At 61.0% G+C, this 22,202-nt stretch carries 19 protein-coding genes and 5 tRNA genes; 3 read left to right on the plus strand and 21 right to left on the minus strand.

Going from position 1 to position 22,202, the window contains the following annotated elements:
- Nucleotides 1–11: 11 nt before the first annotated feature.
- Nucleotides 12–1,133: a DegT/DnrJ/EryC1/StrS family aminotransferase gene (locus JOE27_RS09320; RefSeq protein ID WP_119687575.1), complete on the minus strand. Its 1,122-nt coding sequence runs from the start codon at nt 1,131–1,133 to the stop codon at nt 12–14.
- A gap of 70 nt (nt 1,134–1,203) precedes the next feature.
- A complete protein-coding gene (locus JOE27_RS09325) occupies nt 1,204–2,517 on the minus strand; it encodes a glycosyltransferase (RefSeq protein ID WP_239539322.1) in 1,314 nt (437 codons plus the stop codon).
- Between the two features lie 233 nt (nt 2,518–2,750).
- On the opposite strand from JOE27_RS09325, the gene JOE27_RS09330 reads away from it, so the two are divergent.
- A complete protein-coding gene (locus tag JOE27_RS09330) occupies nt 2,751–3,722 on the plus strand; it encodes an endonuclease (protein WP_174142108.1) in 972 nt (323 codons plus the stop codon).
- A gap of 22 nt (nt 3,723–3,744) precedes the next feature.
- Here the strand turns inward: JOE27_RS09330 and JOE27_RS09335 are convergent.
- Both JOE27_RS09335 and phnN read right to left on the minus strand, forming a co-directional pair.
- Nucleotides 3,745–3,821 (minus strand) — tRNA-Arg (locus JOE27_RS09335).
- A gap of 115 nt (nt 3,822–3,936) precedes the next feature.
- Complete coding sequence (gene phnN / locus JOE27_RS09340) at nt 3,937–4,524, minus strand: phosphonate metabolism protein/1,5-bisphosphokinase (PRPP-forming) PhnN (protein WP_174142109.1); 588 nt, start codon at nt 4,522–4,524, stop codon at nt 3,937–3,939.
- Nucleotides 4,525–4,868: 344 nt separating this feature from the next.
- Between phnN and JOE27_RS09345 the strand changes: the two genes are divergently transcribed.
- On the plus strand, nt 4,869–5,195 hold the full coding sequence (locus JOE27_RS09345; RefSeq protein WP_003254499.1) for an Arc family DNA-binding protein: 327 nt from the start codon (nt 4,869–4,871) through the stop codon (nt 5,193–5,195).
- A gap of 119 nt (nt 5,196–5,314) precedes the next feature.
- Here JOE27_RS09345 and mgtE read toward each other — a convergent pair whose 3' ends face one another.
- Entirely contained in the window at nt 5,315–6,757 is a 1,443-nt protein-coding gene (mgtE, locus tag JOE27_RS09350) for a magnesium transporter (protein ID WP_012315589.1), read from the minus strand.
- A 208-nt stretch (nt 6,758–6,965) separates the two neighbouring features.
- On the opposite strand from mgtE, the gene JOE27_RS09355 reads away from it, so the two are divergent.
- Nucleotides 6,966–7,130 (plus strand): hypothetical protein, encoded by a 165-nt coding sequence (locus tag JOE27_RS09355; protein ID WP_161871676.1) that lies wholly within the window; start codon nt 6,966–6,968, stop codon nt 7,128–7,130.
- 4 nt (nt 7,131–7,134) lie between these two features.
- Here JOE27_RS09355 and JOE27_RS09360 read toward each other — a convergent pair.
- The 16 genes from JOE27_RS09360 to JOE27_RS09435 all read right to left on the minus strand — a co-directional run bounded on the left by JOE27_RS09360 (nt 7,135) and on the right by JOE27_RS09435 (nt 22,182).
- Nucleotides 7,135–7,211 (minus strand) — tRNA-Arg (locus JOE27_RS09360).
- Between the two features lie 72 nt (nt 7,212–7,283).
- Nucleotides 7,284–7,360, minus strand: a tRNA-Arg gene (locus tag JOE27_RS09365).
- Nucleotides 7,361–7,432: 72 nt separating this feature from the next.
- A tRNA-Arg gene (locus tag JOE27_RS09370) sits at nt 7,433–7,509 on the minus strand.
- A gap of 106 nt (nt 7,510–7,615) precedes the next feature.
- Nucleotides 7,616–7,706: transfer RNA gene (locus JOE27_RS09375), tRNA-Ser, on the minus strand.
- A gap of 72 nt (nt 7,707–7,778) precedes the next feature.
- Nucleotides 7,779–7,967 carry a carbon storage regulator CsrA gene (csrA, locus tag JOE27_RS09380; RefSeq protein ID WP_003254503.1) on the minus strand — a complete coding sequence of 63 codons (189 nt, stop codon included), beginning with the start codon at nt 7,965–7,967 and terminating at the stop codon, nt 7,779–7,781.
- Nucleotides 7,968–8,134: 167 nt separating this feature from the next.
- Nucleotides 8,135–9,370 (minus strand): aspartate kinase, encoded by a 1,236-nt coding sequence (locus JOE27_RS09385; protein WP_119687577.1) that lies wholly within the window; start codon nt 9,368–9,370, stop codon nt 8,135–8,137.
- A gap of 85 nt (nt 9,371–9,455) precedes the next feature.
- A complete protein-coding gene (gene alaS / locus JOE27_RS09390) occupies nt 9,456–12,080 on the minus strand; it encodes an alanine--tRNA ligase (RefSeq protein WP_147405221.1) in 2,625 nt (874 codons plus the stop codon).
- A gap of 337 nt (nt 12,081–12,417) precedes the next feature.
- Nucleotides 12,418–13,425, minus strand: a complete 1,008-nt coding sequence (astE, locus tag JOE27_RS09395; RefSeq protein WP_046785389.1) for a succinylglutamate desuccinylase — start codon at nt 13,423–13,425, stop codon at nt 12,418–12,420.
- 10 nt (nt 13,426–13,435) lie between these two features.
- Nucleotides 13,436–13,726 carry a hypothetical protein gene (locus JOE27_RS09400; RefSeq protein WP_039602667.1) on the minus strand — a complete coding sequence of 97 codons (291 nt, stop codon included), beginning with the start codon at nt 13,724–13,726 and terminating at the stop codon, nt 13,436–13,438.
- Nucleotides 13,727–13,740: 14 nt separating this feature from the next.
- Complete coding sequence (astB, locus tag JOE27_RS09405) at nt 13,741–15,090, minus strand: N-succinylarginine dihydrolase (RefSeq protein WP_012315594.1); 1,350 nt, start codon at nt 15,088–15,090, stop codon at nt 13,741–13,743.
- Nucleotides 15,091–15,113: 23 nt separating this feature from the next.
- Nucleotides 15,114–16,577 carry a succinylglutamate-semialdehyde dehydrogenase gene (gene astD, locus JOE27_RS09410; RefSeq protein WP_204918597.1) on the minus strand — a complete coding sequence of 488 codons (1,464 nt, stop codon included), beginning with the start codon at nt 16,575–16,577 and terminating at the stop codon, nt 15,114–15,116.
- Nucleotides 16,578–17,606 (minus strand): arginine N-succinyltransferase, encoded by a 1,029-nt coding sequence (gene astA, locus JOE27_RS09415; RefSeq protein WP_012315596.1) that lies wholly within the window; start codon nt 17,604–17,606, stop codon nt 16,578–16,580.
- 54 nt (nt 17,607–17,660) lie between these two features.
- On the minus strand, nt 17,661–18,680 hold the full coding sequence (gene aruF / locus JOE27_RS09420; protein WP_046785392.1) for an arginine/ornithine succinyltransferase subunit alpha: 1,020 nt from the start codon (nt 18,678–18,680) through the stop codon (nt 17,661–17,663).
- Between the two features lie 141 nt (nt 18,681–18,821).
- Nucleotides 18,822–20,042, minus strand: a complete 1,221-nt coding sequence (locus JOE27_RS09425) for an aspartate aminotransferase family protein (RefSeq protein ID WP_012315598.1) — start codon at nt 20,040–20,042, stop codon at nt 18,822–18,824.
- A 294-nt stretch (nt 20,043–20,336) separates the two neighbouring features.
- Nucleotides 20,337–21,317, minus strand: a complete 981-nt coding sequence (gene argR / locus JOE27_RS09430) for a transcriptional regulator ArgR (protein WP_115274157.1) — start codon at nt 21,315–21,317, stop codon at nt 20,337–20,339.
- Nucleotides 21,318–21,417: 100 nt separating this feature from the next.
- Nucleotides 21,418–22,182: an ABC transporter ATP-binding protein gene (locus tag JOE27_RS09435; RefSeq protein ID WP_046785395.1), complete on the minus strand. Its 765-nt coding sequence runs from the start codon at nt 22,180–22,182 to the stop codon at nt 21,418–21,420.
- Nucleotides 22,183–22,202: the final 20 nt, after the last annotated feature.

Consider the following 22,202-nt stretch of genomic DNA (forward strand, 5'->3'; position numbering starts at 1 on the left):
CGCCACCCTGGTCATGCACCGGCCCCGGCGATCAAACCGACAATGAAGTCCACGGTGCCGAAATCGAGGTCAGGATAGATCGGTAGGCAGATCACCTGCTCCACCGCCTGATGCGCTACCGGCAGGTTGTCGGCGCTGGACGATGGATACCCACGGTACATCGGCAGGCCACTGATCAGGGGCTGGAAATAACGCCGCCCATGAATGTCGTGAGCGGCGAGGTGCGAGAACAGCGCATCACGGCCAAGAGCAAACTCAGGCCCTACCAGTATCGGGAAGTACGCATGATTGGCGACTGCCTCGCCCCTGCCCTCGATACAGCGAATACCCGCAATCCCCGCAAGCCCTTCGCGATAACGCTGGTCGATCAGCCGCCGCTTCCCCAGCGCTTCATCCAGGCCCTCCAGTTGCAACAGGCCAAAGGCTGCGTGAATTTCGCTGAGCTTGCCGTTGGTGCCGGTCAGTTCTACGGTGCTTCCGTCGGCAGACAGACCAAAGTTCTTCAACTGGTCGATGCGCCGCTTGGTCGCCTCGTCGCGACAGATGACAGCGCCGCCCTCGAAGGTACTGAACACCTTGGTAGCGTGGAAGCTCAGGGTCACGAGGTCGCCGTGGCGCAGCAGGCTGCCGTTTGTATCCTGAACACCAAAAGCATGTGCCGCGTCATAGATCACCTGCAGGCCATGGCGCTCGGCAATCGCGCGTATCGCCTCCACATCGCAGGGATGGCCATAGCAGTGTACCGGCAGGATGCCTGTGGTCTGGTCGGTGATGGCCGCCTCGATGCGTGCCGGGTCTAGGTTCAGGGTGTGCGGGTCGATATCGACGAACACCGGCGTCAGATTGTTCCATAGCAGCGAATGGGCAGTGGCAACAAAGGAGTACGGCGTGGTGATCACCTCACCGCTGAGCCCGGCCGCCTGCAACGCCGTTATCAGCGCCTGGGTACCGTTGCAGAATAGCGAAATGTGTTCCACGCCCAGGTAAGCGCACAGCGCCGCTTCCAGTCGCTGGTGCATGGCTGCGCCATTGGTCAGCATGCGGCTGTCCCAAATTTCCCGCAGGTATGGCAAGAAAGCCTCCAGCTCGGGCAATGCGGGCTGGGTCACGAAAACGGGGGGCCGACCATTCATGAGCGGTGTTCCTGCGGCTGGCGGCGTTGGCCGGCCTTGTGTTGTTCAGGCGTGGGCATACTGCGCAATGTCAGAGCGCCTTGTCGAATTCATGCCGCGCCCAGAAGTCGCGCATGATTGCCCAGCAGCGTCGGGATTCACCTTGTGCGGCGGCGCCGTAGAGCACCTGGCATTGCTCGCCGTGAATGCGGAAGCTACTCAGTGGCTGGACCAGATAAACGGTGTTGCCGCGCAGTGCGAGGTTGAGAAAAATCGCCACGTCGGAGGCCCAGGCGATGGGTTGTTCGTCTACCGACATGAAGTCCGGAGTGATTTCCAGCATATCGGCGCGGCGAAACATGACCGTGCTCGGCTCGCCAACGAAATTGATCTGCGACTGCATGAGTGCGGTACCCAGCGACAGGCCTTCGATCATCGCATCGTCTGCCACGGGGGCTTGGGTTGCGGCGATATCGGCCAGCGGCTCGCCGTACTGGTCGATGCGCTGGCGCTTAGAGGTTACCAGCGTAACGTCTGGATAGCAGCGGAAGCTGTCGAGCATCCGCTCCACGCATTCGAGTTGCAGCAGGTCGTCGTCGTTGAGAAACTTGATGAATTCGCCGCGCGCCTCTTTCAGGCAAAGGACATGGTTAAGACGGCCAATGTCCTTTCCAGCATCTGGGTTGCGCACATAACGCACGCGCGGGTCGTCCTGGCTCAGGTCGGCGCAGATCCTTTCGATCTCATCAGTCGGGCAGTCGTCGCACACCAGGATTTCCAGGTTGCGGTAGGTCTGGTTCAGCGCGCTGCCCAAGGCGTCGTAGAGGTGTTCGGTCTTGTAGGTCGGCATGACGATGCTGACCAGCGGCTGGGCATCGGCCGCCAATTGGCGCTGCGGCTTGCAAAACTCAAGCACCAACTGGCCCGGCACCGTAGCGTCCAGCCCACTCAGGTGCGGATCGCTGCTGTTGCCTTCTGCGGTGATAGCTACCGGTTCCAGGCCGACCATCTTGCAGATCCGCGTCAGCTCCTCGGCGTCGAAGGTCCAGGCATGCTGGCGCAGGGCCCTGTTCAGCCATTCGGCGCGACCGATGCCTGGCGCCTCAGGGCGTGTGCGGTTATTCAGATAATCTTCCACCAACGCCTTCAGGTCGGAGCAGACGAGACGGATCACCCCGCCGGGCTGCAGGACTCGACGGCATTCGTGCAGCAAGCGAATACCTTGGTTACGCCCGAGTCGCTCCAGAAGATGAGCACTGTAGATCCCAGGCACCGTGCCTTGTTCCCACGGCAAAGCCTGGCCCGGCGTCCATTGCAGATCGGCCCCTGTGGGCTCCACATCGATATTGATAAAGCCTTGGCGAGGATGATCGGCGCAACCTAGGTTCAAATAGATGGGGAGCATGGTATTCGCTTCGAAGGGGTCAACAAGGGCGTAGTGCAGCAACCCCGTTATCGGCCGCGCGCTTCAAATCATGACCGTTGGTTTCGGGACATTATGCAACAGGCGTAGACCCAAATCGAGAAACCCCATCAGCGTCGCGCAATAGGCACACTACGGCGATGCGATAGGACATTTCTTCAATTGACGTCAGCACACCGTATAATTCTGCCCCCGAAATCCGATGATGCTTTCTCATGAAGAAACTGCTGTACGTCGTTACCCTCGCCCTCTCTGTCATCCCTGCCGCCTTCGCCAATCCCCCCGCAACGTTTACCGAAGCCAAGGTTGTCGCCAAGCAGAAAATCTTCCTCGACCAGGCAAACAGCCCAATGGGCGAACTGTACTGTGGCTGTAAATGGACCTGGGTCGGCAAATCCGGTGGCCGGGTCGACGCCAAATCCTGCGGCTACGAAACCCGCAAAGTACAGACCCGCGCCGAACGTACCGAATGGGAGCACATCGTGCCGGCCTGGACTTTTGGCCACCAGCGCAAATGCTGGCAGAACGGCGGTCGCGAGCATTGCGTCAATGAAGACCCTACCTTCCGCGCCATGGAAGCCGACCTGTTCAACCTCTATCCGTCCGTGGGTGAAGTGAACGGTGACCGCAGCAATTTCAACTACGGCATGGTTTCAGGCGTTGCGCCCCAGTACGGGCAGTGCACCACCAAGGTCGACTTCCAGCAGAAAACCGCCGAGCCGCGTGACGAAGTCAAAGGGCTGGTTGCGCGCACCACGTTCTACATGTTCGACCGGTACAAGTTGAGCATGTCGAGACAACAGCAGCAGGTGCTTATGGCCTGGGATAAACAGCACCCGGTTTCTGCGTGGGAAAAGCAGCGCAATCAGCGAATCGCCGCGATCATGGGGCATTCGAACCCATTCGTCACCGGCGAACGGAAATGGACGCTGGGCTACAAGCCTGCCGGGGCTATGGACGTGGTAGCTTCGGCAACCCCGAAAACGGCTGCGAGAGATATCGGCAAGCCGACCCTGGCGAGTGCGTCGACTGACGGTGCGATCATTGGCAACCGCAACAGTCACGTGTACCACTTGGCCAGCGGTTGCCCCGGTTACAGCCAGGTCGCTCAGAAAAATCAGGTGGCATTTGGCAGTGAAGCAGAAGCGCAGAGTGCAGGTTACCGCAAGGCGGGTAACTGCAAGTAAGCGTATGGAGCGAGAGAAAATATGGCGTCCCAGGGCAGGTTCGAACTGCCAACCTTCCCCTTAGGAGGGGGATGCTCTATCCAATTGAGCTACTGAGACACAAGAACCGGCAGCGAACGCTGCACAGCTGGACGGCGAGCATGTTAACCAGAGGGCAGCCGTTTGTCATGCATCTATCGGGCTTTTTGCACGTAGGGCTTTTCCGATGCTCGTGTCAAACGGACACTCCCTGTTGACGCAGCAGGTCGAACAATGCGCTGACCGCCGTGGCCAGTGACCCGGAGTTGTCCAGCGCATGCACGCCGGGATCGGGACAGCCCTGGAGCCTGGCACTACGCGCCAGGCGCTGATCGATCTCTTGCGGTGTCTCCCTGCCTCTGGCAATCAGGCGCGCACGCAACACCTCTGGGTCAACCTCCAGGCGTACTGCCAGCAGACCGGGATAGCGCCTACGCGCCTCGGGCAGATAGCTACGGGAACCGTTGACCAGCACCGACCGCCCTTGCGCGAGCCAAACGTCCACTTGCTTGGGGATCCCATACTCCAGACCGTTGGCCTGCCAATGCATGGCAAATTCCCCTGCCGCTCGCATCGCTTCGAAGCGCTCTGGCGTGACGCTTTGCGCCGCTTCACCTGTGGCTTCTGCGGAACGTGTGATGACTCGCCGGGCAATTTCCACACCCGCGCCAGCCAGTTGTGCGCGAGCGGCCTCGATCAGGGAATCTTTTCCCGAGCCAGAGGGTCCCATCAGATATATCAGCACGCCTGAGGCTTTATCTTGGGAGCTTGCGTCATGTTGCATAGCCACTATGCTCTATGGAAGGAAACCTGCGCATTTTAAGGGTTTTCTCTACCCTTTGCCGCGTTTTACGGGTTTTTGACGGCAAAGGGCTGACGGTAAGGCGAACCTTGAAATGCAAAACTTTTCCAACCAGTACTCATTTCTGATAATTGGTACTGGCAAAAAGCCTTTACCGAGATCACTATTTGTCACAGAATTGACGCCAAGGAAACGGCGACCTTGAGGCAAGATGAGCACCAAATTTTCCAGGCGGTTGAACATTTTGTCGTCGCCACGGTCGTACCTGCATCCCGTGCGGCCAATTTGTGAACCGCTTCCCCTGAACCAAAAACCGGTTAATTTATATGCGCCCAATGAAACAGGCTATTTATTCGAGCCGCACCGCTGACAAGTTCGTCGTCCGCCTGCCAGACGGAATGCGTGAGCGCATTGCCGAGGTAGCGCGCAACCATCACCGCAGCATGAACTCCGAGATCATCGCACGCCTGGAGCAGAGCCTTATCCAGGAAGGTGCGCTGGGCGACGAGCTGAGCATGCGCCTGGATAGCCCCGAGCTGTCCCTGCATGAGCGCGAGTTGCTGCAACGCTTCCGTCAGCTGTCCCACCGACAGCAGAACGCGCTGGTCGCCCTCATCGCTCACGATGTGGAAATGGCAGCCGACGCCTCCTGAGGCGCGTAGGCGAGAATAAAAAAAGCCAGCGTAAGCTGGCTTTTTTGTTGGGCTGCGCACAGGCCTTGGTGGTGCGGTCGGGCGCATGCCTTGATCACTCTGGCGTGCACGTCCCAATATCAAAGCAGGAACAGCGTAGCCAACCCCAGGAAGATGAAGAACCCACCACTGTCGGTCACGGCAGTGATCATCACGCTGGACCCCATGGCAGGGTCGCGCCCCAGGCGCGTCAGCGTCATCGGGATCAACACTCCCATGAGCGCGGCCAGCAGCAGGTTCAAGGTCATGGCCGCAGTCATCACCAACCCCAACGACCAGCTGTCATACAGCCAGAACGCCACAGCACCGATCACTCCACCCCAGATCAGGCCATTGAGCAGCGACACCGCCAGTTCCTTGCGCATAAGGCGGCTAGTATTGCCCGGCGACACTTGGTCCAACGCCATGGCGCGAACGATCATGGTAATGGTCTGGTTGCCAGAGTTGCCGCCAATACCCGCCACGATCGGCATCAGCGCCGCCAGTGCCACGAGCTTCTCGATCGAGCCCTCGAACAGGCCGATCACACGCGAGGCCAGAAACGCGGTTATCAGGTTGATCGCCAGCCAGGCCCAACGGTTGCGCAATGAACGCCAGACCGAGGCGAAGATGTCTTCCTCCTCGCGCAGGCCTGCCATGTTGAGAACTTCACTCTCGCTCTCTTCACGAATCAGGTCGACCATTTCATCGATGGTCAAACGGCCGATCAGGCGGTCGCTCTTGTCCACCACCGGCGCCGAAACCAGGTCATAACGCTCGAAAGCCTGCGCCGCATCGTAGGCATCTTCGTCGGGGTGGAAGGAGACCGGATCAATCGCCATGACCTCCGCGACCTTCTTGTCCGGATCGTTGACCAACAGACGCTTGATCGGCAACACACCCTTGAGGATACCGTCGTAGTCGACTACGAACAGTTTGTCAGTGTGGTTGGGCAGCTCTTTAAGGCGGCGCAGGTAACGCAGAACCACTTCCAGGCTGACATCTTCACGGATGGTCACCATCTCGAAGTCCATCAGCGCACCGACCTGCTCCTCGTCGTAGCTCAACGCCGAGCGCACACGCTCGCGCTGCTGGGCATCGAGGCTTTCCATCAGCTCGTGAACGACATCACGCGGCAGCTCCGCCGCCAGGTCCGCCAGCTCATCGGCGTCCATTTCCTTGGCCGCAGCGAGGATCTCGTGATCGTCCATGTCGGCGATCAGCGATTGACGAACCGAGTCGGAAACTTCAAGCAAGATGTCGCCGTCACGATCCGAGCGCACCAGCTGCCAGACCGTCAGGCGGTCCTCCAGGGGCAATGCTTCGAGGATATAGGCGATATCTGCAGGGTGCAGGTCGTCGAGCTTGCGCTGCAACTCGACGAGGTTTTGACGGTGGACGAGGTTTTCCACCAGGTCGTGGTGATGACCTTCCTGACGGTGGGTCAGGTCCTCAACCACGCGTTGGCGCTGCAACAGTTCGACCACCTGGGCCAGGCGATCCTGCAGGCTCTCTTGTGCTTTCTTTACTTCTACTTCAGTCATAGGCGAACTCCACTCCCAGCAGCGGAGCACGCCGGGGGAATCAATCGGTCAGATCAGGCTGTAAGAATCTTGTTAAGAAGTAACTACTGGGTAAGTCCATGGTGGTATTCCACAAGCCCCGGCGGGGCTGACGGGCGCAATCATACACTGCCTAAGCTGTCAGATCGCTTAAAATTTTGGCCAGAACAATCGTTTGCGCGATAAAGCTATGACAACGCTCGAAGCCATGTGTGCGACGGCACGAGCCAAAGAAAAAACACATGCGGCGCGCAAAGAAGTGTCGGGCGGGTTTATTTTCAGTCTAGCGGGCATCACTGATAAATCAGTGAACGGCGGAAAACAAAAAGCCCGCTCAATTGAGCGGGCTTCTTGATATGTGGCGGACTCAGGAGGATTCGAACCTCCGACCGCTCGGTTCGTAGCCGAGTACTCTATCCAGCTGAGCTATGAGTCCGTGGTTGGTAGTTTTAGGCCAGATTACCACTGGCTTACTGAAGTCGCTTTGCAAGCAGAGCCACTTCAAAAGTGGCGGACTCAGGAGGATTCGAACCTCCGACCGCTCGGTTCGTAGCCGAGTACTCTATCCAGCTGAGCTATGAGTCCGTAATTGGTAGTTTTAGACCAGATTACCACTGGTTGCTTGAAGCAGCTTTGTAAGCAAAGCCACTTCAAAAGTGGCGGACTCAGGAGGATTCGAACCTCCGACCGCTCGGTTCGTAGCCGAGTACTCTATCCAGCTGAGCTATGAGTCCGTGTCTTGCCGCGCATTATAGGTCGCTGAAACATTTTTGCAAGAACTTTTTCGTTTAACTTCAACGACTTAGCGTTCTTACCGATTACAGCGCCCTAAGCGAATAATGGCGGTGAAGGGGGGATTCGAACCCCCGATACCCTTATGAGGTATACTCCCTTAGCAGGGGAGCGCCTTCGGCCACTCGGCCACCTCACCGCAACACGAGGCGAATATTAAACAGGCTCTTCCTCGTTTGCAACCCTTTTTTTGAAAAAAACTTCAAAAAAATTAAAGGCTTGGCTCCTCATCCTTCTCTTTCTTGATCCGCAGGTAGATTTCCTCGCGGTGAACAGCCACTTCCTTGGGGGCGCTGACGCCGATGCGCACCTGGTTTCCTTTGACGCCGAGCACCGTCACGGTGATCTCGCCATCTCCAATGATCAGGCTCTCGGCGCACCGACGAGTCAGAATCAACATAGCTTTCTCCTTACGCAAGACATTCAGGGATAACAGTCTGGGAAAAACCGGGCCTGGTCGTGGACGACGACACAGGGGCCCATAGCGCGTCACGCTGGCAGGACAGGGCCTGCGTGACGAGCAGAAACGCGAAGGGCGCGGCAAGCCGCGCCCCTCAAGGCAACGCCTTACTCGCCCTGTCGGGCCGGAGCGTCAAGCTCGAACGCGGTATGCAGCGCGCGAACGGCCAGCTCCAGGTACTTCTCTTCGATGACTACCGACACCTTGATCTCGGACGTGGAGATCATCTGGATGTTGATGCTCTCCTTGGCCAGAGCTTCGAACATGCGGCTGGCAACACCTGCGTGGGAACGCATGCCAACACCGACGATCGATACCTTGGCGATCTTGGTATCGCCGATCACTTCGCGGGCACCGATTTCACGTGCGGTGTTCTCCAGCACGCTGTGGGCCTTCTCGTACTCGTTGCGGTGCACGGTGAAGGTGAAGTCGGTGGTGTTATCGTGCGAGACGTTCTGCACGATCATGTCCACTTCGATGTTCGAGGCGCTGATCGGGCCGAGGATCTTGAAAGCGACGCCCGGAGTGTCCGGCACGCCGCGAATGGTCAGCTTGGCTTCATCACGGTTGAAGGCGATACCGGAAATGATCGGCTGTTCCATGGATTCCTCTTCATCAATGGTAATGAGGGTACCTGGACCCTCCTTGAAGCTGTGCAGCACGCGCAGCGGAACGTTGTACTTGCCGGCGAACTCCACCGAGCGGATCTGCAGCACCTTGGACCCGAGGCTGGCCATTTCCAGCATCTCTTCGAAGGTGATCTTCTCCAGGCGGCGCGCCTGCGGCACGACGCGCGGGTCAGTGGTGTAGACGCCATCGACGTCGGTGTAGATCTGGCACTCGTCAGCCTTGAGCGCGGCCGCCAGGGCCACGCCAGTGGTATCGGAGCCGCCGCGGCCCAGGGTAGTGATGCTGCCGTGCTCGTCGACCCCCTGGAAACCGGCTACAACCACCACGCGCCCTTCCTTGAGGTCGGCGCGAATCTTCTGGTCGTCGATCTGCAGGATGCGTGCTTTGTTGTGCGCGCTGTCGGTGAGGATGCGCACCTGGTTGCCGGTGTAGGACACCGCCGGCACGCCACGCTTGATCAAGGCCATGGCCAGCAGGGCAATGGTGACCTGCTCGCCGGTGGACACGATCACGTCCAGCTCACGCGGAACCGGCTGATCGGTGATCTGCTTGGCCAGGTCGATCAGGCGATTGGTTTCGCCACTCATGGCCGACAGCACAACAACCAGGTCGTCGCCCGCTTCACGGTGTTTCTTGACCTTGTCGGCAACCTGCTCGATCCGCTCGATGGAACCGACAGAGGTGCCGCCAAATTTCTGTACGATCAACGCCATTTCAATGGTGCCTCAGCCCATACAGGGCCTCAAAAAAACCATCCAACATGGAGGGGCCGGTGACTAGACCACCGGCCCCTCCATCTCAAAGTCCCTGCTCTGCGAACGGCACGGCCAGCGCCAGGGCCTGGTCCAGCGCAGCGACGTCGACGCCACCGCCCTGAGCCATGTCCGGACGGCCACCGCCCTTGCCACCCACTGCCGCAGCGGCTTGTTTCATCAGGTCACCAGCCTTGAGTTGGCTGGAGAGGTCTTTGGTCACGCCGGCCACCAGCACGACCTTGCCCTCATGCTCGCTGCCCAGCAGGATCACTGCGTGGCCGAGCTTGTTCTTCAGCTGATCGACCAGGGCCAGCAGGGCCTTGCCATCCTGCCCATCCAGGCGGGCGGCGAGGACCTTGGCACCCTTGACCTCAACAGCCGCACTGGAGAGATCGTCCCCTGCGGCGCTGGCGGCCTTGGCCTGCAGCTGTTCCAGCTGCTTCTCCAGCTGACGGTTGCGCTCGAGCACAGCCGACAGCTTGTCGATCAGGTTGTCACGGTTGCCCTTGACCAGCTGCGCGGCTTCCTTGACCTGCTCTTCGGCAGCGTTCAGGTAAGCCAGCGCGGCAGCGCCGGTAACCGCTTCGATACGGCGCACGCCAGAGGCCACGCCACCTTCGCTGATGATCTTGAACAGGCTGATATCGCCGGTGCGCTTGGCGTGGATCCCGCCGCACAGCTCGACGGAGAAATCGCCACCCATGCTCAGCACGCGCACGGTATCGCCGTATTTTTCGCCAAACAGGGCCATCGCGCCTTTGCGCTTGGCGGTTTCGATATCGGTGACTTCAGTTTCCACCGGGGTGTTCTTGCGCACTTCACGGTTGACGATGTCTTCCAGAGCCTTGATCTGCGCAGGCGTCACCGCCTCGAAGTGGCTGAAGTCGAAACGCAGACGCTGGCTGTCGACCAGCGAGCCCTTCTGCTGCACGTGCTCGCCCAACACCTGACGCAGCGCTTCGTGCAGCAGGTGAGTGGCCGAGTGGTTCAGCGAGGTGGCGTGCTGCACTTCGGCATCGACCTTGGCTTGGACCGGAGAACCGATCACCAGCGCGCCGCTGGCGACCACGCCATGGTGCAGGAAAGCGCCGCCGGTCTTGGTGGTGTCTTGCACGTCAAAGCGTACGGCGCCCGACTGCAGGTAGCCGGTGTCACCAACCTGGCCACCGGACTCGGCATAGAACGGGGTACGGTCCAGCACCACGACGCCCTGCTCGCCCTCGCCCAACTGGTCGACCGACTGGCCGTCCTTGTACAGCGCAATGACCTTGCCCTGACCTTCGGTGGCGTTGTAGCCGACGAAATCGGTAGCGGTGTCGACCTTGACCAGGCTGTTGTAATCCATGCCGAAGGCGCTGGCGGAACGGGCGCGCTCACGCTGGGCATCCATTTCACGCTCGAAGCCCGCTTCATCGATGGTCAGCTCGCGCTCTCGGGCGATGTCGGCGGTCAGGTCCATCGGGAAGCCGTAGGTGTCGTACAGCTTGAACACCACGTCACCCGGCACTACGTCGCCCTTGAGCTGGGCCAGGTCCTGCTCGAGGATGCGCAGGCCCTGCTCGAGGGTCTTGGCGAACTGTTCTTCTTCGGCCTTGAGCACGCGCTCGATGTGCGCTTGCTGGCTCTTGAGCTCCGGGAACGCCTCGCCCATCTCGGCAGCCAGGGCGGCGACGATCTGGTAGAAGAAGCTGCCCTTGGCGCCCAGCTTGTTACCGTGACGGCAGGCACGACGAATGATGCGGCGCAGCACGTAGCCACGACCTTCGTTGGACGGCAGCACGCCGTCTGCGATCAGGAAGCCGCAAGAGCGGATGTGGTCTGCCACGACTTTCAGCGAAGCCTGACCGTCGTTGCTGCAGCCGATGGCCTTGGCCGCAGCGCTCAGCAGGTTCTGGAACAGGTCGATCTCGTAGTTCGAGTGCACGTGCTGCATGACCGCACTGATGCGTTCCAGGCCCATGCCGGTATCCACCGACGGCGCTGGCAGCGGGTGCAGCACGCCATCGGCAGTGCGGTTGAACTGCATGAAGACGTTGTTCCAGATCTCGATGTAGCGGTCGCCGTCTTCTTCCGGGGAACCGGGTGGGCCGCCCCAGATATCGGCACCGTGGTCGTAGAAGATCTCGGTGCAAGGCCCGCACGGGCCAGTATCGCCCATGGTCCAGAAGTTGTCGGAGGCGTAAGGGGCGCCTTTGTTGTCACCGATGCGCACCATGCGCTCGGCCGGCACGCCGACTTCCTTGGTCCAGATGTCGTAGGCTTCGTCGTCGCTGGCGTAGACGGTGACCCAGAGCTTTTCCTTGGGCAGGTTCAGCCACTTGTCGGAAGTCAGAAAGGTCCAGGCGAACGTGATCGCATCGCGCTTGAAATAGTCGCCGAAGCTGAAGTTGCCCAGCATCTCGAAGAAGGTATGGTGACGCGCGGTGTAACCGACGTTTTCCAGGTCGTTATGCTTGCCGCCGGCGCGCACGCACTTCTGGCTGCTGACCGCACGGGTGTAGGCGCGCTTCTCGGCACCGAGGAAGCAGTCCTTGAACTGGTTCATGCCTGCGTTGGTGAACAGCAGGGTCGGGTCGTTGTTCGGGATCAGCGAACTGGAGGCGACTCGGGTATGGCCCTGCTCTTCGAAGAAGCGAAGGAAGGCTTCACGGATTTCTGCGCTTTTCATAGGTTCTTCCACGGAAACGGCGGCCCTGGTGGGCAAACGCGTCGACGAAACGACGGCAAAGGGCCGCATTATATCGGTCCTGCAATCTCGGTGCAGTGTGTTTATGCGATGCAAAGCGTCGATTGGACGGCTTTTAAGGCCCATGCAAACGAAAATGACATGACCGGATGCTAAATGCAGGCTTTTGCCGCTGGCAAGCCAATTACCGCTCAAGGGAAGGGAAAATGGAACAGGCGGTGAATTAAATGGTTTTCATGGGCAGCATTCAGCGACGACTGGCCGTTGTAGAAGCGCCCTTGCGCGACAAAAGGCCGCTCCTGCAAGGCAATGCGCAATCTCAGCCCAGGCGCTGCCCCGAGTCCGGGACGATGAGAATGCCGGCGCGCAGCCCGTTCTTGACCTTGGGATTGGGAAAGATGATCCGCGCCCCCTCCTCCTCCACCACCCAGCGCATTTCGGCCAGGTCCTCGGCCAGCAGATAACCTTTGCTCAGCTCGGAGAAGTTCTCGATATCCACCGGCAGGTGCAGGCGGAAGCCCTCACTGTGCTTGATGATCTCGCGAGCCACACTGAACAGTTTAAGACCATCGAGCGAATCTTCGGCCTCAGGCTCATTGCCTTCGATGATCTGGATCAGGCGCTCCTCCAGCTTGTCGAGGTTGACCTGCTCGTTCTGCCCGAACGGCCGTGCCTTGCCAAGCTCCAGGGTGAACGCCTCTGCATCGAGCTGCTCATAGGTGAAAGCACTGAAGGTGATCGAGGACTTGCTCTGCAGCAGCACCGCCTCCATGCCGGCAGCAGCCAGGCGAGCCAGCTCGCGACGAGAATGCTTGCGCCCCTCTTTATAGGGGTAAAGGGCAAACTGCTCGATCTTGGAGCCACGAATGGCGGTATGCAGGTCGTAATGCAGGCGGGTACGCTCGGGCTTGCTGAAGAACACCCGGGCGAACTGCTCAAGTTCCGCGGCACGCAATGCCTCGAAACCACTGGAAAGCTCGTGACGACCATTGAACAGGCGGTTGATGTCCTGCTCGATGAAGCGCTCGCCCTTGCGGATGGCCGCGGGGTTGCCGAACAGGAACATCACACGCGAACGCGGCTTGATCTTGCCATTGGCCACGCCATGCAGCAGCCGTTCGAGCAATTCGATCGGCGCCGTTTCATTGCCATGGATACCGGCCGACAACAGCAGGTCCAACCCGCAATCGTCGCCTTCGGGCGGACGCACCTCAAGTGCGCCCTCCCCCAGCCAGCGTAAACGCACGCCCTTGGGTGTGACTTGGGTCTTCTCGGCCGGCTCATGATCGGTCAGGGTCAGCTCAAGCAATTTGCCAAGGGCGAGCATAGGCGCTTCCTTAGTGGTCGTGGCCGCAGTCGGGGCCATGGACGTGGTCATCGTCTTCACCGACTTCTGCCGGCTCCATCTCCAGCTGCAGGCTGACCAGGTTGGTAGCCATCGGGCGCAGCAGCAGGTTGGCGTACTCGGTGTCGTTCTCATCGACGTCGACACCGATCAGCAATTGGCCACGGCCGTCTTGCTGAATCCACACTTCCTTGCCCTGCCAGACAACGGCGAAGCGGGTGCAGGAGGTTTCCAGCTGGGTGCCGTCTACATCTTCAAGGATCAGGCGCAGGGCGTCGGTCATTACAAAATCTCTCTTCAAGGTTGGCGTTGGAACGGATAGACCGAGCCCAACTTCAGAATCTGGGTCAACTCATCCAGCGCCGTACGGCATTCGACCAGCAACTGCGGGTCGGCAAGGTCCGCTTCGCCCAGGCGGTCGCGGTAGTGCTTGTCGACCCACTGCAACAGTGTGTCGTACAGCGGGGCCGTCATGATAACGCCTGGATTGACCGCCGCCAGTTCCGATTCCTTCAAAGCCACGCGCAAGCGCAGGCACGCCGGGCCGCCGCCGTTCTGCATGCTTTGCTTGAGGTCAAACACCTTGACCTCCTTCACCGCGCCACCCTGGCTGGTCAGTTGCTGCAGGTACGCCCAGACGCGCTCATTGTTGCGGCACTCCTCTGGCACCACCAGCAGCATCGAGCCGTCGTCGCGGCTGAGCAGCTGGCTGTTGAACAGGTAGGAACGCACCGCATCCTCTACCGCCACCGCTGCACGTGGCACACGGATAGCCTGGAAGTTGCCACCCTTGCTGGCCAGTTTAGCCTGTAGCTGGCCAAGCACCGCGTCAGTCTCGAGGAAAGCATCTTCGTGGTAGAACAGCACCTCGCCATTGCCCACCGAAATCACATCGTTGTGGAATACACCCTGATCGATCACTGACGGATTCTGTTGAGCGTAGACCACACCGTCATCGCTCAAACCATGAAGCCGTGCTACGGCCTGTGAGGCTTCCAGGGTCTGGCGCGCCGGATACTTCTGCGGCGCGGGATAGCGGCTGTCGAACGCGCTGCGACCGTAGACGAAAAACTCAACGCCCGCCTCGCCGTAGCTGCGACAGAAGCGCGTATGGTTGGCCGCGCCCTCGTCGCCGAACTGCGCCACGGCAGGCAGCGCCGGGTGATGGGCAAAGTGCTGCTCATTGCTGAACATGGCAGCCAGCACACGGCTGGTGGTCGGATGCTCGATGCTACGGTGGTACTTGCAGTTGAGGTTGGCCGCAGTGAAATGCACGCGGCCATCAGCGGTGTCGGCGCTAGGGCTGACGGTGGCCGCGTTGGCCACCCACATGCTCGATGCCGAACAGCTGGCGACCAACAGCGGCATGGCCTCTTTGGCCGCGCGCTGGATGACTTCGGCATCGCTGCCGCTGAAGCCCAGGCGGCGTAAAGCCGCTACGTCGGGGCGCTCCTGCGGCGCCAGCACACCCTGCTTGAAGCCCATGTCGGCCAGCGCTTTCATCTTTGCCAGGCCTTGGCGCGCCGCTTCACGCGGGTTCGAGGCCTGCTGGCTGTTGCTCTGCGAGGCAACGTTACCGTAGGACAGGCCGCCGTAATTGTGGGTAGGCCCCACCAGGCCATCAAAATTCACTTCATAGGATTTCATCGGCTAGGCTCCGTGACCTGTTGTTATAGGGTGACGCCCGGCGTCAGGGTCGCCGGCAGGGCAAGGCTGGCAGTCTCCAGCGAAGCCACGGGGTAAGCGCAGTAGTCGGCGGCGTAATAGGCGCTGGCGCGATGATTGCCACTGGCGCCTATCCCCCCGAACGGCGCGCTGCTGGCGGCACCGGTCAGTTGCTTGTTCCAGTTGACGATGCCGGCGCGGCTGCGCAGCCAGAAGTACTGGTAGCGGGCACGGGAGTCGGACAACAGGCCGGCGGCCAGACCGTACTGAGTGTTGTTGGCCTCGTCGATGGCAGCATCGAAGTCGGCGTAACGAATCACCTGCAGCAGCGGGCCGAAAAACTCTTCGTCGGGCCGGTCCGCCACGGCGGTGACATCGATGATGCCCGGGGTCAGCAGTGCGGCATCGGCCTGGGGCTGGGTCATCTCCAGCAACTGGGTAGCGCCCTTGGCGAGCAGCTCAGACTGCGCCGCGACCAGCGCCCGCGCAGCCTGCAGCGAAATCACCGAACCCATGAAGGGTGCCGGCTGCTGATCAAAAGCGCCGACCGTGATGCTTTTGCACACCTCGACCAACCGTATGACCAGCGCATCGCCCCATGCGCCCTGCGGCACCAGCAGGCGGCGAGCACAGGTGCAGCGCTGCCCAGCGGAGATGAACGCCGACTGGATGATCGTGTATACCGCCGCGTCGAGGTCCTTGACCTCATCCACCACCAACGGGTTGTTGCCGCCCATTTCCAGGGCGAGAATCTTGTCCGGACGGCCGGCGAACTGCTGGTGAAGCAGGTTGCCGGTACGGCTGGAGCCAGTGAAGAACAAGCCATCGATACCTGGGTTGGCAGCCAGCGCCACGCCCGTTTCACGTGCGCCCTGCACCAGGTTGAGCACGCCGGCAGGCAGGCCCGCGGCGATCCAGCAATTGACTGTCAGTTCGGCGACCTTGGGGGTCAGCTCGCTGGGCTTGAACACCACACAGTTACCGGCCAGCAGCGCCGGGACAATGTGGCCATTGGGCAAGTGGCCGGGGAAATTGTAGGGGCCGAACACCGCCACCACTCCGTGGGGCTTGTGCCGCAGTACGGCAGTAGCATCGGCCAGCGGGCCGCTTTTCTCACCCGTGCGCTCGCGGTAGCTCTGTATCGAGATCGCGACTTTGTTGACCATGCTGGTGACTTCGGTAGCCGACTCCCACAGCGGCTTGCCGGTTTCCTCGCCGATGCAGTAGGCCAGTGCCTCGGAGTGCTGCTTGAGCTGTTCGGCGAACTTTTCCAGCACGTCGATGCGCGCCTCCAGGCTCAGTTGCGCCCAGGCCGGAAAAGCCTGACGCGCGGCCTGCACGGCAGCGTCGACCTGGCCGGCATCGGCGCCCTGCCCTTGCCAGACAACGGCTTGCGTGACCGGGTTGAGCGACTGCAGGGCTTCACCCTGGCCGGCCTGCCAGCTGCCGGCGATGTAATGCGTGGTCATTTACTGGGCCTCCCGGCTTGCCGACAGCGGCACGGCGCGAACGTTGTCGCCAGCGCCCATGCGCAGGCGCTTGGCGGTTTGCGGGTCGACTACCAGGGTGCCCGCAGCCAGACGTGCGGGCGCGGCAGTGATACGGCAGTCATCGCGCTTGCGGTTATGGATGATGTAAGGGGTTGCGTCATCGCCAGGCGTACCGACGGCCAGCACCAGGGTCTGGCTCTCGCGTACGGCACGGATCTTCGAGGTTTCGCACTCGATGGCCGGGCCTGCGTCGAAGATGTCGACATACCCCTGGTAGCTGAAGCCTTCCTGCTTGAGCATGGCCAGGGCAGGCTCGGTATCGGTGTGCACACGGCCGATGACGCTGCGCGCAGCCTCCGACAGGAAGCAGGTGTACAACGGGAACTTGGGCATCAGCTCGGCAATGAACGACTTGTTGCCCACACCAGTGAGGTAGTCGGCCTGGCTGAACTCCATCTTGAAAAAGTGCCGCCCAAGGCTCTCCCAGAAGGGCGAACGGCCCTGCTCGTCAGACATGCCACGCATTTCGGCGATGATCTTGTTGCCGAACAACTCCGGGAACTCGGCGATGAACAGCATGCGCGCCCGCGACAGCAAGCGGCCATTGAGCCCGGAGCGGTGGTCGCTACGCAGGAACAACGAGCACAGTTCGGAGTTGCCGGTCAGGTCGTTGGCCAGGAACAGGGTGGGGATTTCGCGATAGATGTTCAGCTCCTGCGAGGCGCTGACGGTCAGGCCCACCCGGTAGTTGTACCAGGGCTCGCGCAGGCCGACGGCCCCGGCGATGGCACTGATGCCGACCACCAGGCCTTCGTCGTTCTCCAGCACGAACAGGTAGTCGGTGTCACCGCGCTCGGCTTCACCACGGAAGCTCTTCTCGGCCCAGCCGACACGATGCCCGAGGCGCTCCTCGTTGGCCGGCAAGGTGGTCAGCCCGGTGGTACCGGTGCTGCGTGCCAATTCGATCAGCGCAGGTAAATCGCTGCTGCGTACAGGACGAACGATCATGCTATCTCCTTGTGCGGCAACTGTAGCTACCGCAAAAATCTCTGTTCCCAGACCTCAGACCGCGACCAGGCGCACGCTGGCGCCCTCCCCCACACCCAGCGCCTCGGCAGCCTCTGCACTGAGGCTGACCGGCTTGCCCGGCACCCAGTCCAGTTCGACCAGCACCGCGCGGTAATCCTGCAGTTGGCCGTTGCACACCAGGTACGGGCGCCCGCCCTTGACCGGCCCTTCCTCGAGCTTGACCGGCACCACCCTGCTCTGGGCGATCGAGCGGATGCCCGAGGCACGCGCATGCAAGGTCGGGCCTCCATCGAAGATGTCGATATAGTGCTCGGTCTCGAAGCCCTCACGCATGAGGATGTCGAAAGTGATCTGCGCGCGCGGATGCACCTGGCCCATGGCTTCCTGGGCAGCGTCCGGCAGCAGGGGCACATAGATCGGGTAGTGCGGCATCAGTTCGGCGAGGAAGGTACGGCTTTTCAGGCCGCACAGACGCTCGGCGTGGGCATAGTTGAGGTCGAAGAAGTTGCGCCCGATGGCATCCCAGAACGGCGACTCGCCTTGCTCGTCGCTGTAACCGACGATTTCGGTGACCACCGAGTCGGCAAAGCGCTCCGGGTGCGAGGCCATGAACAGCAAGCGGCCACGCGAATTCAGCTCGGCCCAGCCACTGTTCACCAGTTCAGGCAGGACATAGAAGCTGGTCAGCAGGCTGTTGCCGGTGAGGTCATGGCACAGCGACAGGACGTGGATCTTGTTGTGGATCTTCAGTTCGCGGGAGGCATGCACGAAGGTTTCGTTGCGAAAGCTGTAGAACGGCTCGGAGTAGCCCGCCGAGGCGACGATTGCCGAGCAACCGGCCAGCTTGCCGGTGACACTGTCCTCGAGCACGAAGAAGTAGCTTTCTTCGCCATTGAAACTGACTTCGGCAGCGAACGACGTTTCCGAGGCGGCGATCTTGTCGCCCAGACGGGCAGCGTCGTCCGGCAGCGAAGTGACACCAACGGGGCTGTCGGCAGCCATGCGCTGCACTTCGTTAAGATCAGCCATTTGCGCGGGGCGCATCACCAGCATGGTGTCACTCCTTTGGAAAAACTGGCCGCTTTCGCGGCACGGAAAAACGGCGGGCGCGTGTTGAGTCTGCAAGCACGCGCCCGCACTGGAATTCTGCTATCGCCGGCCCGCTCGGGGGCCGGCGAAAGGACCGCCGGCGAATCAGGCCTGGGTCAGTTTGGCCACAGCCCGCTCGAAGCGGTCCAGGCCTTCATCGATATCAGCATCTTCGATCACCAGGCTCGGCGCGAAGCGCACCACGTCCGGGCCGGCCTGCAGCACCATCACGCCTTCCTTCTCGGCGGCATTGAGGATGTCCTTGGCCTTGCCCTGCCAGGCTTCGGTCAGCACGCAGCCGATCAACAGGCCGACACCACGCACCTGAGAGAACAGGCCGGCCTGCTGGCCGATCTTCTCCAGGCGCACCTTGAAGCGCTCGTGCTTGGCTTTGATACCGGCCAGGGTTTCTGGGGTGTTGATCACGTCCAGCACCGCGCAGGCAACGGCGCAGCCCAACGGGTTACCGCCATAGGTGGTGCCGTGGGTGCCGACTGCCAGATGCTTGGCAAGCTCACTGGTGGTGAGCATGGCGCCGATCGGGAAACCACCACCCAGGCTCTTGGCGCTGGTCAGGATGTCCGGCGTCACGCCGTAGTGCTGATAGGCGTACAGCGAGCCGGTACGGCCCACACCGGTCTGCACTTCATCGAAGATCAGCAGGGCGTTGTGTTCGTCACACAGCTTGCGGGCGCCTTCCAGGTACGCCTTGTCGGCCGGGACCACACCGCTCTCGCCCTGGATCGGCTCGATCACCACGGCGCAGGTCTTGTCGGAAATCTGTGCCTTCAGCGCTTCCAGGTCGTTGTAGGGCACATGACTGATACCGGTGATCTTCGGGCCGAAACCGTCAGAGTACTTCGGCTGGCCGCCGACACTGACGGTGAACAGCGTGCGACCGTGGAAGCTGTTCACGGCGGAGATGATTTCGTGCTTGTCGGGCCCGAAGCGGTCATGGGCGACACGACGGGCCAGCTTGAAAGCGGCCTCGTTGGACTCAGCGCCGGAGTTGCAGAAAAAAGCCCGGTCGGCAAAGGTGGCATCGACCAGTTTGTGTGCAAGGCGCAGTGCTGGCTCGTTGGTGAAGACGTTGGAAACGTGCCAGAGGGTGTTGGCCTGCTCGGTCAGGGCCTTGACCAGTGCCGGGTGGCAGTGGCCCAGGGCGTTTACCGCAATGCCACCGGCAAAGTCGATGAGCTCGCGACCCGACTGGTCCCATACGCGGGAACCCTCGCCTCGCACAGGAATGAAGGCCGCCGGAGAATAGTTGGGGACCATGACCTGGTCGAAATCGGCACGTTGCACCGGGGCTTGCTCAACGGACATCTGAGTCTCCTGAAGAGGAACGCTGGCCTGGAAGTGGCGAGCGATGGGGGGATTGTAAGGACTGATCTGCGCCTGTCCTTGCGGCCAAGCGACAACTTGTTACAGCGCAAAACCCAGTTTTACCCAGGCTTTCGGCAATGCGACAAACACTGTCGCAATCGCGCAGTGTAACGGCAGAGCGGGACTGGGTGAACGGGTGTTCACATAAGAAGACATGCCGGCTGTACCGGCGGCAACCCGACCAGTATGAGAGCCGGCCTGCCGGCGATGGAAGCGCATTGCGCAGGGAAGCTTTCAGCCCTTTTCGGCAGGCGCCGAACTCAATTCGAAGGGGCTGCTGTTACGCCGCTGGTTGCGGTCTTCCCGTGGCGTGGCGCCAAAGAAATTGCGGTAAGCACTGGAGAAATGCGGGCCGGAGGAGAAGCCACAGGAAAGGCCGATCTGGATGATCGATTTGCTGGTCTGCATCAGCATCTGCCGCGCCTTGTTCAGCCGCAACTCCAGGTAATACTGGCTGGGCACCCGATTGAGGTACTGCTTGAAGATACGCTCCAGTTGCCTGCGCGACACGCATACATGCTGAGCGATTTCGTCAGTGGTCAGCGGCTCTTCGATGTTGGCTTCCATCAACAGCACCGCCTGGGTCAGCTTCGGATGGCTGGAGCCGAGGCGGTTCTGCAGCGGAATGCGCTGGCGCTCCCCCCCCTCACGAATGCGCTCGACCACCAGCTCCTCGGAAACCGCACCAGCCAGCTCAGCCCCGTGATCACGCGCCAGCACCGCCAGCAGCAAGTCGGTCACCGCCATACCGCCGCAAGCGGTCAGGCGATCACGGTCCCAATCGAACAGATGGCTGGTGGCGATGACCTTGGGAAAGCGCTCGGCAAAATCGTCTTGCCAGCGCCAATGCACCGCAGCGCGGTAACCATCGAGCAGGCCGAGCATGGCCAACGGATACACACCCGCAGACAGCCCGCCAATAATGCAGCCGCTACGGGCCAATTGCTTGAGGGCCGAGGACAGCGCCGACCCCAGCGCCTGGGGCAGCTCGTCAGCGAGCAGGAACAGCTTGTGACAACCCTCCAGGCGCCCGTTCCAGGGCTCGCCGGGCAGGCGCCAGGCGCCATCCTGCGCAGGTTCGGCCTGCAGAAAGGCCAGCTCGTAAACCACATCAGGATGTACCCGCTGGGCCACCAGCAATACTTCCTCCGCCAGCGCCAACGTCAAGGGCTTGGTGCTTGGCCAGATGAGAAAACCGATTCGCTGGGTGGTCATAGGGTAAGGTCCGAAACCTGAAGTCGTTCGAGTCTGTGGCGCCAAGGCAGACTGCGCACTGCTGCGCAGCATGCCCTATTCTGGTGCGAAGGTGCAGCCTTTACTTCAGGCTGCCAGAGAGAAACTGCTTGAGCCGCTCCGATTGCGGGTTGGCCAGCACTTCGCGCGGGCAGCCGGTCTCTTCGACCAGGCCTTTGTGCAGGAACACCAACTGGTTGGACACTTCGCGGGCAAAGCCCATCTCATGGGTCACCACCACCATGGTCCGGCCTTCCTGGGCCAGGGCCTGCATGACCTTTAGCACATCGCCGACCAGTTCGGGGTCGAGCGCCGAAGTCGGCTCGTCGAACAGCATCACTTCAGGCTCCATCGCCAGCGCTCGGGCAATCGCCACACGCTGCTGCTCACCGCCGGACATATGCCCCGGGAAAGCATCCTTGCGATGGGCGACGCCCACCTTGGCCAGATAGTGTTCGGCTTTTTCCAGGGCTTCTTTCCTGTTCACGCCAAGCACGTGCACCGGCGCCTCGATGACGTTTTCCAGCGCGGTCATGTGCGACCACAGGTTGAAATGCTGGAACACCATCGACAGCCGTGAGCGCATGCGCTGCAGCTGGCGCGGGTCGGCAGCCTTGAGCGCGCCGTCCTTGCCGGCGACCAGCTTCAGCTCTTCGTTGTTGAGCAGGATCTTGCCGGCGTGCGGCTGCTCGAGCAGGTTGATGCAGCGCAGGAAGGTCGACTTGCCCGAACCGCTGGAGCCGATAATGCTGATCACATCGCCTGCCTTGGCCGCCAGGGACACACCCTTGAGCACTTCATGGCTGCCGTAGCGCTTGTGCAGGTCTTGGACTTCTAGTTTGTACATGCTGTCGGTTCTCACAGAGC

This window comes from Pseudomonas sp. M5 (assembly GCF_016907075.1).
In the GTDB taxonomy this organism is placed as follows: Bacteria; Pseudomonadota; Gammaproteobacteria; order Pseudomonadales; family Pseudomonadaceae; genus Aquipseudomonas; species Aquipseudomonas putida_E.

Coding starts and splice junctions, on each gene's coding strand:
- phnN (WP_174142109.1), bottom strand. CDS start 4,524: ATGCAACATGACGCAAGCTCCCAAGATAAAGCCTCAGGCGTGCTGATA.
- argR (WP_115274157.1), bottom strand. CDS start 21,317: ATGACCACCCAGCGAATCGGTTTTCTCATCTGGCCAAGCACCAAGCCC.
- astE (WP_046785389.1), bottom strand. CDS start 13,425: ATGCTCGCCCTTGGCAAATTGCTTGAGCTGACCCTGACCGATCATGAG.
- JOE27_RS09435 (WP_046785395.1), bottom strand. CDS start 22,182: ATGTACAAACTAGAAGTCCAAGACCTGCACAAGCGCTACGGCAGCCAT.
- JOE27_RS09320 (WP_119687575.1), bottom strand. CDS start 1,133: ATGAATGGTCGGCCCCCCGTTTTCGTGACCCAGCCCGCATTGCCCGAG.
- JOE27_RS09385 (WP_119687577.1), bottom strand. CDS start 9,370: ATGGCGTTGATCGTACAGAAATTTGGCGGCACCTCTGTCGGTTCCATC.
- JOE27_RS09400 (WP_039602667.1), bottom strand. CDS start 13,726: ATGACCGACGCCCTGCGCCTGATCCTTGAAGATGTAGACGGCACCCAG.
- astB (WP_012315594.1), bottom strand. CDS start 15,090: ATGAAATCCTATGAAGTGAATTTTGATGGCCTGGTGGGGCCTACCCAC.
- astA (WP_012315596.1), bottom strand. CDS start 17,606: ATGATCGTTCGTCCTGTACGCAGCAGCGATTTACCTGCGCTGATCGAA.
- JOE27_RS09325 (WP_239539322.1), bottom strand. CDS start 2,517: ATGCTCCCCATCTATTTGAACCTAGGTTGCGCCGATCATCCTCGCCAA.
- mgtE (WP_012315589.1), bottom strand. CDS start 6,757: ATGACTGAAGTAGAAGTAAAGAAAGCACAAGAGAGCCTGCAGGATCGC.
- JOE27_RS09345 (WP_003254499.1), top strand. CDS start 4,869: ATGCGCCCAATGAAACAGGCTATTTATTCGAGCCGCACCGCTGACAAG.
- JOE27_RS09425 (WP_012315598.1), bottom strand. CDS start 20,042: ATGTCCGTTGAGCAAGCCCCGGTGCAACGTGCCGATTTCGACCAGGTC.
- aruF (WP_046785392.1), bottom strand. CDS start 18,680: ATGCTGGTGATGCGCCCCGCGCAAATGGCTGATCTTAACGAAGTGCAG.
- astD (WP_204918597.1), bottom strand. CDS start 16,577: ATGACCACGCATTACATCGCCGGCAGCTGGCAGGCCGGCCAGGGTGAA.
- JOE27_RS09355 (WP_161871676.1), top strand. CDS start 6,966: ATGACAACGCTCGAAGCCATGTGTGCGACGGCACGAGCCAAAGAAAAA.
- csrA (WP_003254503.1), bottom strand. CDS start 7,967: ATGTTGATTCTGACTCGTCGGTGCGCCGAGAGCCTGATCATTGGAGAT.
- JOE27_RS09330 (WP_174142108.1), top strand. CDS start 2,751: ATGAAGAAACTGCTGTACGTCGTTACCCTCGCCCTCTCTGTCATCCCT.
- alaS (WP_147405221.1), bottom strand. CDS start 12,080: ATGAAAAGCGCAGAAATCCGTGAAGCCTTCCTTCGCTTCTTCGAAGAG.